The organism is Limnohabitans sp. Jir72 (assembly GCF_003063575.1).
Lineage (GTDB): Bacteria > Pseudomonadota > Gammaproteobacteria > Burkholderiales > Burkholderiaceae_C > Limnohabitans_A.
The window spans coordinates 68,168-82,276 of sequence record NZ_NESC01000005.1 but is presented as its reverse complement, the minus strand read 5'-3'; the positions used below and the strand labels follow the sequence as shown (position 1 = coordinate 82,276).

Sequence of the window (14,109 nt, the reverse complement as noted above, 5' to 3'; positions counted from 1 at the left end):
ACAGCAGACTTGGAGGGCATCGTCATATGTAGATCAGTGGTAAAGGACATGGCAGGTATTGCGAGCTCAGTTTATTTACCAATGCAAAAACTTGAAAAGATCACACCCAGCAAATCGTCGGCACTGAACTCGCCGGTGATCTCGTTCAGGGCGTTCTGGCCCAAGCGCAGCTCTTCGGCCAGCAGGTCCAGGTTTTGGGCTTGCGCGGCCAGGTGGGCGTTGGCCACATCCAGATGCTCGCGCACGCAGTGCAGGGCCTGCACATGGCGTTCGCGGGCGATGAACAAGCCTTCGCTGGCTTGCTGCCAGCCCGCTTGTTGCAGCAGTTGCTGGCGCAGCGCCTGCAGTCCTTCGCCGGTGCGGGCCGACAGGGGCAGGCCTGCACGGTCGCTCGGTGCGCTGGCGGCATCGGACTTGTTCCAGACATCGATCACTGTCACGCTTGCAGGCAGGCGGCTTTGCAGCCGGGTGGCGATGTCGGCATCGGCGCTGTCGTAATCGGCTTGGCCCACGCGGGTCAGGTCGTGCAAGAACAGCACCGCGTCGGCGTTTTCAATCTGGCCCCAGGCGCGTGCAATGCCGATTTGCTCGACCTCGTCCACACCCTCGCCTTCGCGCAGACCGGCGGTGTCAATCACATGCAGTGGCACGCCTTCGATCTGGATGGTCTGTTGCACCACATCACGCGTGGTGCCCGCAATCGGCGTGACGATGGCCAGCTCGGCCCCGGCCAGTGCGTTGAGCAGTGAACTCTTACCCGCATTGGGCTGGCCCGCGATCACCACCTTGATGCCTTCGCGCAGCAAGGCGCCTTGCTTGGCGCGGCCCATCACGGTTTGCAGCGCGGCTTGCAATCGTGTCAGCTGCCCTTGGGCATCGGCCTTTTGCAAGAAGTCAATTTCTTCTTCCGGAAAATCCAGTGTCGCTTCCACCAGCATGCGCAGGTGGATCAAGGCATCGCGCAGCACATGGATTTCTTTGGAAAAATCACCCGCCAAGGATCGGCTGGCGCTGCGGGCAGCCGCTTCGGTGCTGGCGTCGATCAGATCGGCAATCGCCTCGGCCTGCGCCAGATCGATCTTGTCGTTCAAGAAGGCCCGCTCGGAAAACTCGCCTGGCTGCGCCACGCGCAAACCTGCCAGTCGTGGCTGGCCGGTGGCCGGGTCGGTCTCGGCAGCAGCCTTCAGGCAACGGGCCACCAGCAGTTGCAGCACCACCGGCCCACCGTGGGCCTGCAGCTCCAGCACGTCCTCGCCAGTGAAGGAATGCGGCGCCACAAAATTCAAAGCCAAGCCATGGTCGATCGGGCTGCCATCGGCGTCGGCAAAAGCCAGGTAAGTCGCTTCGCGGGCTTCCAGGCTGCGACCACACAGGGCTTGTATCAGCGAAGACAGGTTTCGGCCCGACACGCGCACGATGCCCACGGCCCCTCTGCCGGGGGCGGTGGCGATGGCAACGATGGGATCCTGATGGCGAGCGAGCATGGCAGCAAAAACGGTGGGTGAGGTGAACCAAAAAAAGGCCGCTTGCGCGGCCTTTGGGGTTTACTTGAACTTGGGCAGATTGAACTGCGGTGGCACGCCCATGCGGGTGTTGATGATCCACTGCTGCGCAATCGAGAGCACGTTGTTGGTGATCCAGTACAGCACCAGACCGGCGGGGAAGAAGAAGAACATCACGCTGAACACCAGCGGCATGATCCACATCATCTTCGCTTGCATCGGGTCTGGTGGCGCGGGGTTGAGCGCCGTTTGCAGCAAGGTGGTCAGGGTCATCACCACGGGCAAGATGAAGAACGGATCAGGTGCTGACAAGTCGTGGATCCAGAGAATCCAAGGCGCGTTGCGCATCTCGACGGTGGACAAGAGCACCCAGTACAGCGCGATGAACACAGGGATCTGAATCATGATCGGGAAGCAGCCACCCATGGGGTTGACCTTTTCCTCGCGGTAGATCTTCATCATCTCTTGTTGCATCTTTTGCGGATCGCCTTTGAGGCGCTCGCGCATTTCCATGATCTTGGGGTTGATGGCTTTCATCTTGGCCATGCTGGAGTAGGCCTTGGCGTTGAGCCAGTAGAAAGCAATCTTGAGCAGCAGCACCAGCGCCACAATCGACCAGCCCCAGTTCTGGATGAAGCCAAACAGCTTGTCCAGCAGCCAGTACAAAGGCTTGGACAACATGGCCAACCAGCCGTAATCCTTCAAGAGGTCCAGGCCAGGGGCCAAAGCTTCGAGGACTTTTTCTTCTTGTGGGCCCACAAACAGTTGCGAGCTCACGCTTTTGGACTGACCGGGGGCCACATCGGCCACGGGTGTGATCATGCCGACGGCGTACAGGTTGTTGTCGACCTTGCGCACGAAGTTTTCGCGGTTGATACCTTCACCCAGCAACCAAGCCGAAGCGAAGTAGTGCTGCACCATGGCCACATAGCCGTTGGGCGAGGTCTTGTCGATCTCGGCCTTGTTCTTTTCGATGTCGGAGAACTCGACCTTGTGGTACTTCTTGGCGTCGGTGTAGATCGCAGGGCCGGTGAAGGTCGAATAAAACGACGATTCGCCCGCAGGCTTGTTGCCGTCACGCACCAATTGCAGGTACAGCTGGGGCGACACAGCGGCGGTGCCGGTGTTGACCACTTCGTGCTTGACGCCAATCACGTAGCTGCCGCGTTGCAGGGTGTAAGTCTTGACCAGTTTCACACCGTTTTGCACGTCGGACTCGAAGCGCAGGGTCAATTCGTTCTGGCCGTCTTTCAGGCTTTTCTCACCCGCAAAACGCATGGCACTTTTGTGTGTGGGGAAGTTGCCACCAATCAGGCCGGTTTGGGCGGTGTAAACGCGTGCAGGGCTTTGGTCCAGCAAGACAAAAGGCTTTTTCGCGTCCACCATGTCGTTGTGCTGGGTGAACTCGGTGCGTGTCAGCGTGCCGCCTTCGGTGTCAAAACGCAGTTTCAGCACATCGGTGCTGACGTCGATTTGCTCGCTGGCGTTTGCAGTCGCAGGGCCTGCAGGCACTTGGCCTGGTGTGGCGGCGGCCGTTGTGGCCACAGGGGCAGACGCCGTGGGCACGCCACTGGCCGTGCTGGCAGGGGCCGCTGCGACCTGGGCTGCGCCCGGACGAGGGAAGAAAGTGGCTTTCTGGCCGTTGTGGACCTGCCACGCGTCCCACAGCAGGACCATGGAGAAGCCAAAAATCACCCAGAGGATGGTGCGACGGATATCGTTCATGAGGTCTTCTTTGACGAAGTAGGGGAAAACAAAGCCGTGAACAGGCGAGGTGCCTGTTCGGGAATGGGGTCGCTGCCACCAGCGCACCACGGGTGGCAACGCATCAGGCGGTGAACGGTCAGGTAGCTGCCAGCGGCAGCGCCATGACGGTCCAGCGCCTGCAAGGCATACGCCGAGCAAGTGGGCTCGAACCGGCAAGCCGATCCCAACCAAGGACTGAGCAAAAGACGGTAACCGCGCACCACGCCGATCAGCAAACGCTTGATCATGCCATTTCTTCCTTGCGACTGGCGCGTTCAAACAATTGCTCCAGCTCCAGACGAACCGCCAGTTTGAGCTGTTCAGATGACGCGCTGATGAATTGCTTGCGGTCAAACCCCGTACGCAGGCGCACCACATGAGCGGCCAAAGGCAAGCGCGTGACAAAACGCAGGCTCACCGTATAGATTTGGCGCTTGATGGCATTGCGGGTGACCGCCCTGCGCGCCCAGCGTTTGGGTACCATGGCACCCAGCCAGACGTCAGGCAAGTCAAAAAGGGCCTGCTCCGGTGAGGGTGCAGGCCCGATTGAATCGGCTTGTGCCAAATAGGTTGTCGGTGCAGTCAAGCTCAGGCGGTGCAACGCAAAATGCGCTGTACGCGAGACCGTGCCACCAGCCAAGGCGGCCTGAAATTGTGGGCGTGTTTTTAGACGCTGCACGATGACCAGGCCCCGGCATGAACCGCCAGCAGTGGCACAAGGCCACAGCCGGACGGCCGGATGGACATTAGACAGCCAGACGTTTACGGCCCTTGGCGCGGCGTGCGTTGATCACAGCACGGCCGCCACGGGTTTTCATGCGAACCAGGAAACCGTGGGTACGGGCGCGACGTGTTTTGGATGGTTGGTAGGTGCGTTTCATAACTCTTCCTTTGTGCCCAAAGCTATAAGTTGCGTTGGGCGAAACCCAAGATTATCGCAAACTTTCGGGCCCGCGGCAAATTTGGCTCAATTTAAGCTTTCGGGAACACCCGCATCCAAATCCAGTTGATGTGGTTTATGATGGCCGTCCAGTTGCTTTTGCGATTGTGGATAAGCTCTTGATAAAGTCAGCTGTCCTGCCGTTTTTCTTCTTCTCTATCCACAAAAACAAATACAACATGTCCGAGGGACTCCCCCCAGAAATTCCGATGGATGCAGGTCAAGCCTTGTGGCGTTCTTGCGTGGACGAGCTGTCCCGCGAGCTGCCCGAGCAGCAGCTCAACACCTGGATCAAACCACTCACCGCCAACGTCTCTGAAGACCAGCAACGCGTCACTTTGTTCGTGGCCAACCGTTTCAAGCTGGACTGGATTCGCGCCCAATACGCCGGTCGCCTGTCGGCCATTCTGGAGAACCTGCAAGGCCATCCAGTTCAAATTGAGTTAGCGATCACTCCGCGCGAATCTGGCGTCAAGACTGTACGACAGTCTACGCCTTCCTCGATGGAGAACGCCCCTGAGGTGTTGGAAGCGGCCGACGAGCCGGTGGTCAACACCTTTCGCAGTCGCCTCAATTCGGCGCTGACTTTTGACACCCTGGTCGAAGGCACGGCCAACCGCATGGCACGTGCTGCGGCCATGCACGTGGCGGGCCAGCCCGGGCACCTGTACAACCCCTTGTTCATCTACGGCGGCGTCGGTCTGGGCAAGACCCACCTGATGCACGCGATTGGCAACAAACTGCTGGCCGACCGCCCCGAAGCGAAAGTTTTGTACATCCACGCTGAACAGTTTGTGTCGGATGTGGTTAAAGCCTACCAGCGCAAGACTTTTGACGAGTTCAAGCACCACTACCACTCGCTCGATTTGCTGCTGATCGACGATGTGCAATTCTTCGCCAACAAGGACCGCACGCAAGAAGAATTCTTCAACGCCTTTGAAGCTTTGCTGGCCAAAAAGTCACACATCGTGATGACCAGTGACACCTATCCCAAGGGCCTGGCCGACATCCACGAACGCTTGGTTTCGCGTTTTGATTCTGGTTTGACGGTGGCCATGGAGCCGCCCGAACTCGAAATGCGGGTGGCCATTTTGATCAACAAAGCCATCAGTGAAGGCAGCGAAATGCCCGAAGAGGTGGCGTTTTTCGTGGCCAAAAACGTGCGCTCCAACGTGCGCGAGCTCGAAGGCGCGCTGCGCAAGATCCTGGCTTATTCGCGCTTCAACCAAAAGGACATCTCCATCCAGCTGGCCCGTGATGCCCTGCGCGATCTGCTGTCGATTCAGAACCGCCAGATCAGTGTGGAAAACATCCAAAAAACCGTGGCCGATTACTACAAGATCAAGGTTGCGGACATGTACAGCAAGAAGCGTCCCGCCAGCATTGCCCGTCCGCGCCAGATTGCGATGTACTTGGCCAAAGAGCTGACCCAAAAGAGCCTGCCCGAAATTGGTGAGTTGTTTGGCGGGCGTGACCACACCACGGTGTTGCATGCGGTTCGCAAGATCGGGGCCGAGCGCCAGCAAATGACCGAGCTCAATCAGCAGTTGCATGTGCTGGAGCAGACCCTCAAGGGCTGACCGGACCAGATGGACGCCTGCTTTCTGTCATGGCCGCGCGCTTGCGACTCGGCAATCGCGCCGATGCCCCTCAAAAGCATCCAAAAACAGGCGAAAATGTCGTCTGTTGACCCTCTCACCCCAGCCCCCAGGGCTGAAGCTTGAAAAACCACCAAAGGTAGACCCATGATCGTCCTGAAGGCCACCCAAGACAAATTGCTGTCGGTTCTGCAATCCGTGTCGGGCATTGTGGAACGCCGTCACACCTTGCCGGTGCTGGCCAACGTGCTGATTCGCAAAACCGGTCACGCCGTGCAGCTGACCACCAGCGACTTGGAAATCCAGATCCGCACCACCGCCGAGATGGACGGCGACCCTGGCGACTTCACCACCACCGTGGGTGCCCGCAAGTTGATCGACATCTTGCGCACCATGCCCTCGGACCAGACCGTCAGCCTCGAATCGTCACAGGCCAAGCTGATCTTGAAGGGTGGCAAATCCAAATTCACGCTGCAGACCCTGCCCGCCGAAGACTTCCCGCTGGTGCAAGAAGCCGCCAGCTTTGGCCCCGTGTTCAGCGTGCCGCAAAAGACCCTCAAGCAATTGCTCGGTCAGGTCTCGTTTGCCATGGCCGTGCACGACATTCGCTATTACCTGAACGGCATCTTGTTTGTGGCCGAAGGCAACAAGCTCAGCTTGGTCGCCACCGACGGCCACCGCCTGGCCTACACCTCGGCCACGCTCGACGTGGAAGTGCCCGTCAAACAAGAAGTCATCTTGCCGCGCAAGACCGTGCTGGAGTTGCAGCGCCTGCTGTCTGACGCCGATGGTGCGATCGAGATGCAATTTGCCAACAACCAGGCCAAGTTCAGCTTTGACGGCATGGAGTTCGTGACCAAGCTGGTCGAGGGCAAGTTCCCCGACTACAACCGCGTCATTCCTAAGGGCCACCGCAACAACCTGACGCTGGGCCGCCAAGCCTTGCTGTCTTGCCTGCAGCGCACCGCCATTTTGACCAGCGACAAATTCAAAGGCGTGCGCCTGAATCTGGAGCCCGGCACGCTGCGTGTGGCCTCCACCAACGCCGAACAAGAAGAAGCCGTGGACGAACTCGACATCGACTACGGTGGCGACGCCATCGAGATTGGCTTCAACGTCACCTACATCATCGACGTGCTCAGCAACATGGGCCAAGACATGGTCCGCATCGATTTGGCCGACGGCAACAGCTCGGCGCTGATCACGATTCCTGAGAACGACAACTTCAAATACGTGGTGATGCCCATGCGCATTTAAGGCGAAAGCCCACTAGGCACCTTTATGGCTCCTTTTATCGAAACCCGCGACCCATCGCGGGTTTCGGCCATTCAAGCGACAGAGAAAACAGACCATGACCGAAGAAAACAAGCCCAGCGAAGAGTCCTTCACCACCGTCCAGCCCAAGATCGACGCCCACCAAGCAGGCGCATCTGAAGGCTATGGCGAAGGCTCCATCCAGATCCTGGAAGGCCTGGAAGCGGTGCGCAAGCGCCCCGGCATGTACATCGGTGACACGTCGGATGGCACCGGCTTGCACCACTTGGTGTTCGAGGTCGTGGACAACTCCATCGACGAAGCACTGGCGGGCCACTGCGACGACATCGTCGTCACCATCCACTCGGACAACTCGATTTCCGTGACCGACAACGGCCGCGGCATCCCCACGGGCGTCAAGATGGACGACAAGCACGAGCCCAAGCGCAGTGCTTCCGAGATCGCTTTGACCGAACTGCACGCCGGCGGCAAGTTCAACCAAAACAGCTACAAGGTCTCGGGCGGTTTGCACGGCGTGGGCGTGTCCTGCGTGAATGCCTTGAGCAAATTCTTGCGCCTGACGGTGCGCCGCGAAGGCAAAGTCCACGAGATCGAATTCGCACGCGGCTTTGTGCAAAACCGCCTGCTCGAAACCGTCAATGGCGTGGAAGTCTCGCCCATGCGCGTCACGGGTGCCACCGACAAGCGCGGCACCGAAGTGCACTTCCTGCCCGACACCGAGATCTTCACGCAGAACAACGACTTCCATTACGAGATCCTGGCCAAGCGCTTGCGCGAGCTGTCCTTCCTCAACAACGGCGTGCGCATTCGCCTGAAGGACGAACGCAGCGGCAAAGAAGACGACTTCTCGGGCGCCGGTGGCGTCAAAGGCTTTGTCGACTTCATCAACGCCAACAAAAAGGTGCTGCACCCCAACGCCTTCCATGCCATGGGCGAGCGCCCTGCCGACAGCTACGGCGGCATCCCCGGCACCAGCATCGGCGTGGAAGTCGCCATGCAATGGAACGACGGCTACAACGAATCGGTCCTGTGCTTCACCAACAACATCCCGCAGCGTGACGGTGGCACCCACCTGACCGGCCTGCGCGCCGCGATGACCCGCGTGATCGCCAAGTACATCGAGAAAAACGAGATCGCCAAAAAGCAAAAAGTCGAAGTCAGCGGCGACGACATGCGCGAAGGCCTGTGCTGCGTGCTGTCCGTCAAAGTGCCCGAGCCCAAATTCAGCAGCCAGACCAAAGACAAGCTGGTGTCCAGTGAAGTGCGCGCCCCGGTGGAAGACATCGTGGCCAAAGCCCTGAACGACTACCTCGAAGAGCGCCCCAACGACGCCAAGATCATCTGCGGCAAGATTGTGGAAGCCGCCCGCGCCCGCGAAGCCGCCCGCAAAGCCCGCGAAATGACACGCCGCAAAGGCGTGCTGGACGGCATGGGCCTGCCCGGCAAACTGGCCGACTGCCAGGAAAAAGATCCGGCCCTGTGCGAAATCTACATCGTCGAGGGTGACTCCGCCGGTGGCTCTGCCAAGCAAGGCCGCGACCGCAAATTCCAGGCCATCTTGCCCCTGCGCGGCAAGATCTTGAACGTCGAAAAAGCCCGCTACGAAAAGCTGCTGACCAGCAACGAAATCATCACGCTGATCACGGCCCTTGGCACCGGCATTGGCAAGGCCAGCGCCGAATCGGGCAAGAGCGCCACCGACGACTTCAACCCCGACAAACTCCGCTACCACCGCATCATCATCATGACCGACGCGGACGTTGACGGTGCCCACATCCGCACGCTGCTGCTGACCTTCTTCTACCGCCAGATGCCCGACCTGGTCGAGCGCGGCCACATCTACATTGCCCAGCCACCGCTCTACAAAGTCAAGGCTGGCAAAGAAGAGCTGTACCTCAAAGACGGCCCGGCGCTCGACGGCTTTTTGCTGCGCATCGCCTTGAAGGACGCCAGCATCACCACCGCCACACAGCAAGTGCTGACCGGCGACACCCTGGAAGCCTTGGCGCAAAAGCACCAAGTGGCCGAATCCGTGATTGCCCGCCTGTCCAACTTCATGGACGCCGAAGCCCTGCGCGCCATCGCCGACGGCGTGTCGCTCAACATGGAGTCGTTGGAAACCGCTGCCCAAAGCGCGCCCGCACTGCAAGCCAAACTGCGCGAACTCAACACCACCGGCATCCCTGCCGAAGTGGCCGCCGAGTTTGATGTGCGCACCGACAAACCCATCTTGCGCATCAGCCGCCGCCACCACGGCAACATCAAGAGCAGCGTGCTCACGCAAGACTTTGTGCGCGGTGCCGACTACGCCGCATTGGCCGAAGCGGCAGAGACCTTCCGAGGCCTGCTGACCGAAGGCTCCAAAGTCTCACGCGGCGAAGGCGAGCGCCAGAAGGAAGAAAAAGTCAGCGACTTCCGACAAGCCATGCATTGGCTCATCAGCGAAGCCGAACGCACCACCAGCCGCCAGCGCTACAAGGGCTTGGGCGAGATGAACCCCGCCCAACTGTGGGAAACCACCATGGACCCCACCGTGCGCCGCCTGCTGCGCGTGCAGATCGACGACGCCATCGAAGCCGACCGCGTCTTCACCATGCTCATGGGCGACGAGGTCGAGCCACGCCGCAACTTCATTGAGAGCAACGCGCTGCGGGCGGGGAATATTGATATTTGATCTGGACGCTGACGTTCAGAAATCAAAGCGCACACGGCCATTCGACAGTGTCACCTTGTCGGCCGTGGTGTTGCAGTGCCATTGCTCATAACGGCCATCGGGTGTGACCATGGTCAAACTGCGTGGATCAAAAACGGCCGCGCACACATGGCCGGTGGCGCGCACTGGCGCGTAGCGGACCCAGGTCAACTCAGTCTGAGATTCCCGAATTAGTGTCGCCAGTTTTTGGGTTTCGGTGTAGTCGCTCGGGTGCATCCAGAACTCCTGCGCCAAAACCCATGGTTGTGACAGCAAATCCAAAGCGCTCCCCTGAACAGATGCTTCGTACATGGAGTGTTCTGTGCTCAGCGTCTGCTTCAGGAGTCCCGCGCTGTCCAATAAAAAGCGCTGACGCCAATAAGCTATTTCTGAGCAGGCGCAATAAGGGTCGTCTGCGCCGTACCAAATGCCCGGTGAGTTGACAGCACGAAAACGCGAACCCGTCTGAGGCACATACCGAAAAGGCGCAGCCAATAGATAGTGCAAACCGCTTGCCTGGGGTGGGAGCGGTGGCTTGCTCGCCTCCAGCATTTCTTCCAGCATCAGCTGCTCGTCTGCGGAGTCCACCAAGCGCATGGTGGCAGCAACGTACTGCGTCTCGACCATTCGGAACGCAGTCATGTGCAAGTCGGCACTGAACTCATGAACCCAATCCGGGTTCCATGAAGCCGATGACGTCAAGCCGCACCTCGCATGCCATCCAAATAAGAAAGGGCAGTCACAAGACCTTGGGGGGACTCAATCAGCGTGGCTGGGATGCCGTTCAGCGCTTTGTTGTGGCTGCGCAGCCAATCTTGGCGCTTTTGTGCATCGCCACCCACAAGAGGATCTAAAGAGCGAAACAAACGCACCAACAGCAGCGCCAGTTGCCCTTCTTTGGAAAGCGGGTCAATGCCCCGGCTGCCGTTGGCAATGCGGCTAATGGTCGGCTCACTGAACCCGATCACGCGGGCCAAAGCCGCACTCGACAGATGCAACTCTTGGGCAGCGCGCATGGTGGCTTTGCCCAACACCATGAATTTGTCGGGGGCTGTGACTGCATTGGTTAACATGGCGCACTCCTTGGTTTCTACAGAAAGAATTTAACATAAATATTAAAAATTGTTGCGTCATGTTATTGGGCGCCGAAGTCGTCCGATCACAATACGTTCAATTCAAACCCCCCAGGAGCCTTTATGAAATCCCGTGCCGCCGTCGCCTTTGAAGCTGGCAAGCCTTTACAGATCGTCGAGATCGACGTCGCGCCACCGCGCAAGGGCGAGGTGCTGGTCAAGATCACGCACACCGGCATCTGCCACACCGACGCTTTCACGCTCTCGGGCGAAGACCCCGAAGGGCTGTTTCCGGTCGTGCTGGGCCATGAGGGCGCGGGCATTGTGGTCGAGGTGGGCGAAGGGGTCACCAGCGTTCAGCCCGGCGACCATGTCATTCCGCTTTACACGGCCGAGTGCGGTGAATGTCTGTTTTGCAAGTCGGGCAAAACCAACCTGTGTGTGGCCGTGCGCGCCACGCAGGGCAAAGGCGTCATGCCCGACGGCACCACGCGTTTTTCATACCAAGGCCAGCCGCTGTACCACTACATGGGTTGCTCCACCTTCAGCGAATACACGGTCGTGGCCGAGGTTTCGCTGGCCAAAATCCGGCCCGACGCCAACCCTGAGCAAGTCTGCCTGTTGGGCTGCGGCGTGACCACCGGGCTGGGCGCGGTCAAAAACACGGCCAAAGTGCAAGAAGGTGACACAGTGGCCGTGTTTGGCTTGGGCGGCATTGGCCTGGCCGTGGTGCAAGGCGCCAAGCTGGCCAAAGCCGGGCGCATCATCGCCATCGACACCAACCCGAGCAAGTTCGATCTGGCACGCACCTTTGGCGCGACCGACTGCGTCAACCCCAAAGACCACGACAAGCCCATTCAGCAAGTCATCGTCGACATGACCGGTTGGGGCGTGGACCACAGCTTTGAATGCATAGGAAACACCAACGTCATGCGGGCCGCGCTCGAATGTGCGCACCGCGGCTGGGGCCAGTCGGTCATCATCGGCGTAGCCGGTGCGGGCCAGGAAATCTCCACCCGCCCCTTCCAACTGGTCACCGGCCGACGCTGGCTGGGCACCGCCTTTGGCGGCGTCAAAGGCCGCAGCGAAGTACCCGGCATGGTGGACGACGCCATGGCCGGGCGCATCGCGCTGGCCCCGTTTGTCACCCACACCATGGGGCTGAGCGGCATCAACCACGCCTTCGACTTGATGCACAACGGCGAGTCCATCCGCTCGGTGGTGCACTTTGAAGGCGGCGAATGAAACGCATCGAACAACACGCCAGCTTTGGCGGCATGCAAGAAGTTTGGACGCACGCATCCAGCACCCTCGGTTGTGAGATGCGCGTGGCGGTGTACTTGCCCGAGCCCGCGCTGCGCGGCGTCAAGTGCCCGGTGCTGTACTGGCTCTCGGGCCTGACCTGCACCGAACAAAACTTCATCACCAAAGCCGGTGCACAGGCCCACGCGGCGCGGCATGGCGTGATCGTGGTGGCTCCCGACACCAGCCCACGCGGGGAAGCCGTGGCCAACGACGCGGCCTACGACCTGGGCCAAGGCGCAGGCTTTTACGTCAACGCCACACAAGCCCCTTGGGCCGAGCACTACCGCATGCAAGACTATGTGGCCGATGAGTTGCCTGCCTTGATCGAACAACACTTTGCCGCCAGCGATTCACGCGGCATCTTTGGCCATTCGATGGGCGGGCACGGCGCACTGGTCACGGCGCTGCGCCACCCAGGCCGCTACCGCAGCGTGTCGGCGTTTGCACCCATCGCCGCGCCGTCGCAAGTGCCCTGGGGCCAAAAGGCCTTGACTGCTTACTTGGGCGCAGACCCGCAGGCTTGGTGTGCATGGGATGCAGCAGAACTGGTGGCCACTGCGCGCCAAGAAAAACTGCACCTGCTGGTGGACCAAGGCGATGCCGACGAGTTTTTGGCGCAACTGTGCCCCGAACTGCTGCAAGCGGCCTGCGAGGCGGCGGGCCACCCGCTGACCCTGCGCATGCAGCCGGGGTATGACCACAGCTATTACTTCATCGCCACGTTCTTGGGCGATCACTTTGATCACCACGCCAAGTATTTGTAGCCCTATAAGGCGGCCATGACGGCTTCGTGTGATTCAACTGGCGCGGCGTGAGTGGAATATCGATATTTGATCGATCTGAATCGTCATGTCGTCAAAACACAGTTTTGGCGACATGACAGGGGTGACGTGTTCTCACCAAGAACATGAAGAACTCCTCATGTTTTTCAGAGGTAAGGCATGCCACCAAGGGCAGGCCGGTTTGTGCGTGGGTGCCAAGCCTTTACGATCAACATCATGAATGCAGACATCAACGTGAAGCACCTGCTCCTCATTTGGGAGCAGTTCCGTGCCGCAACTGACATCACCCCCATTCGGGATGAAGCCCACTGCGCGCGCATGACCGAGATGCTCCAAGCCCTGCTGGATGAAACCCAAGGCGAAGAAAAGCATCCCGCGATGGGCTTGGTCGACATCGTGGGCGATCTGATCGAGGACTATGAAGCCAAGCATCACCCTCTGCCCGAAGTCACGGGTGTGCAAGCGCTTAAATTTCTGATGGAACAACACGGACTGAAGCAAAGCGACCTGAGCGAGATCGGCAGCCAGGGTGTCGTGTCCGAAATCCTGACGGGCAAACGCGAACCCAACATTCGCCAAGTGCGCGCGCTCAGCGAACGGTTTGGCGTTTCTGCTGCGACCTTTGTGTAAAGGGGGGAAACTCGGGCACCGCTGCGCCATGAAGACAAAACGAAACCTTTGGACGCGGTAGGCGCCGTCCACATGCAGACAGAATTTCAAGTAACATGTTCGTTTAATCGATCATTAAATCAATAAAAATCGATTTAACGAACATGAAAATCAATCAATCTGCCATGCTCATGCCGTCACAGCAAGAAGAATGCGCACGCTTGGGGCAATTGCTGGCGCGTCTTCGGATGGCACGTCAAGTCAAGCAGGCTGACGCTGCACTGCGTGCAGGGCTGTCTCGCAACACGGCCTATCGCCTTGAAAAGGGAGAGCCCGGCATCGCGCTTGGCCAAGTTTTGCGCTACCTGCAGGCCATCTCGCCAGGCAGCACGCTGTTGGACTTGTTGTCTGAAAAAGACCCGGCGTTGCTGGCGCTCAGTGCGCGTGAGAAAACCCAGCGGGTCCGCGACCTGAGCGCGGCAGAGCGCGAAGAACTGGACTTTTAAGGCAAGACGCAGATGATCGCCAAAACCCTGAAACTGATGGTGTTTGCTCACCTGGGGCGGGACTGATGGTCTTGACCTTGT

The 14,109-nt window shown here is 59.4% G+C and carries 14 protein-coding genes; 7 read left to right on the top strand and 7 right to left on the bottom strand.

The annotated features are described in order from the left end of the window. Positions 1–71: 71 nt before the first annotated feature. From mnmE to rpmH, 5 genes are all read right to left on the bottom strand, one after another. Positions 72–1,484 (bottom strand): tRNA uridine-5-carboxymethylaminomethyl(34) synthesis GTPase MnmE, encoded by a 1,413-nt coding sequence (gene mnmE, locus B9Z52_RS08355; RefSeq protein WP_108413397.1) that lies wholly within the window; start codon positions 1,482–1,484, stop codon positions 72–74. Between the two features lie 60 nt (positions 1,485–1,544). Further along, positions 1,545–3,227, bottom strand: a complete 1,683-nt coding sequence (gene yidC / locus B9Z52_RS08350) for a membrane protein insertase YidC (protein WP_108413396.1) — start codon at positions 3,225–3,227, stop codon at positions 1,545–1,547. After that, positions 3,224–3,496 carry a membrane protein insertion efficiency factor YidD gene (yidD, locus tag B9Z52_RS08345; RefSeq protein WP_108413395.1) on the bottom strand — a complete coding sequence of 91 codons (273 nt, stop codon included), beginning with the start codon at positions 3,494–3,496 and terminating at the stop codon, positions 3,224–3,226. Before yidD ends, yidC begins: the two co-directional genes overlap by 4 nt. Further along, complete coding sequence (locus B9Z52_RS08340; protein ID WP_108413394.1) at positions 3,493–3,927, bottom strand: ribonuclease P protein component; 435 nt, start codon at positions 3,925–3,927, stop codon at positions 3,493–3,495. Before B9Z52_RS08340 ends, yidD begins: the two co-directional genes overlap by 4 nt. A 67-nt stretch (positions 3,928–3,994) precedes the next feature. Next, positions 3,995–4,129, bottom strand: a complete 135-nt coding sequence (rpmH, locus tag B9Z52_RS08335) for a 50S ribosomal protein L34 (protein WP_005798102.1) — start codon at positions 4,127–4,129, stop codon at positions 3,995–3,997. Between the two features lie 238 nt (positions 4,130–4,367). Between rpmH and dnaA the strand changes: the two genes are divergently transcribed. The 3 genes from dnaA to gyrB all read left to right on the top strand — a co-directional run bounded on the left by dnaA (position 4,368) and on the right by gyrB (position 9,735). Then, positions 4,368–5,768, top strand: coding sequence for a chromosomal replication initiator protein DnaA (dnaA, locus tag B9Z52_RS08330; RefSeq protein ID WP_233251892.1), 1,401 nt, complete (start codon positions 4,368–4,370; stop codon positions 5,766–5,768). Between the two features lie 165 nt (positions 5,769–5,933). Next, entirely contained in the window at positions 5,934–7,043 is a 1,110-nt protein-coding gene (gene dnaN / locus B9Z52_RS08325; protein WP_108413392.1) for a DNA polymerase III subunit beta, read from the top strand. Between the two features lie 94 nt (positions 7,044–7,137). Next, positions 7,138–9,735, top strand: a complete 2,598-nt coding sequence (gene gyrB, locus B9Z52_RS08320) for a DNA topoisomerase (ATP-hydrolyzing) subunit B (RefSeq protein WP_108413391.1) — start codon at positions 7,138–7,140, stop codon at positions 9,733–9,735. 15 nt (positions 9,736–9,750) lie between these two features. Here gyrB and B9Z52_RS08315 read toward each other — a convergent pair whose 3' ends face one another. Continuing rightward, positions 9,751–10,395, bottom strand: a complete 645-nt coding sequence (locus B9Z52_RS08315) for an RES family NAD+ phosphorylase (RefSeq protein ID WP_108413390.1) — start codon at positions 10,393–10,395, stop codon at positions 9,751–9,753. Between the two features lie 56 nt (positions 10,396–10,451). Then, a complete protein-coding gene (locus tag B9Z52_RS08310; protein ID WP_233251891.1) occupies positions 10,452–10,826 on the bottom strand; it encodes an antitoxin Xre/MbcA/ParS toxin-binding domain-containing protein in 375 nt (124 codons plus the stop codon). Between the two features lie 123 nt (positions 10,827–10,949). Here B9Z52_RS08310 and B9Z52_RS08305 point away from each other — a divergent pair, with 123 nt between their 5' ends. From B9Z52_RS08305 to B9Z52_RS08290, 4 genes are all read left to right on the top strand, one after another. Then, positions 10,950–12,071 (top strand): S-(hydroxymethyl)glutathione dehydrogenase/class III alcohol dehydrogenase, encoded by a 1,122-nt coding sequence (locus B9Z52_RS08305; protein ID WP_108413389.1) that lies wholly within the window; start codon positions 10,950–10,952, stop codon positions 12,069–12,071. Continuing rightward, positions 12,068–12,895 carry an S-formylglutathione hydrolase gene (gene fghA, locus B9Z52_RS08300; RefSeq protein ID WP_108413388.1) on the top strand — a complete coding sequence of 276 codons (828 nt, stop codon included), beginning with the start codon at positions 12,068–12,070 and terminating at the stop codon, positions 12,893–12,895. Before B9Z52_RS08305 ends, fghA begins: the two co-directional genes overlap by 4 nt. Before the next feature lie 234 nt (positions 12,896–13,129). Further along, positions 13,130–13,543 carry a type II toxin-antitoxin system HigA family antitoxin gene (locus B9Z52_RS08295; RefSeq protein ID WP_108413387.1) on the top strand — a complete coding sequence of 138 codons (414 nt, stop codon included), beginning with the start codon at positions 13,130–13,132 and terminating at the stop codon, positions 13,541–13,543. 143 nt (positions 13,544–13,686) lie between these two features. Beyond that, a complete protein-coding gene (locus tag B9Z52_RS08290) occupies positions 13,687–14,028 on the top strand; it encodes a helix-turn-helix domain-containing protein (RefSeq protein WP_108413386.1) in 342 nt (113 codons plus the stop codon). The last annotated feature ends 81 nt before the right edge of the window (positions 14,029–14,109 follow it).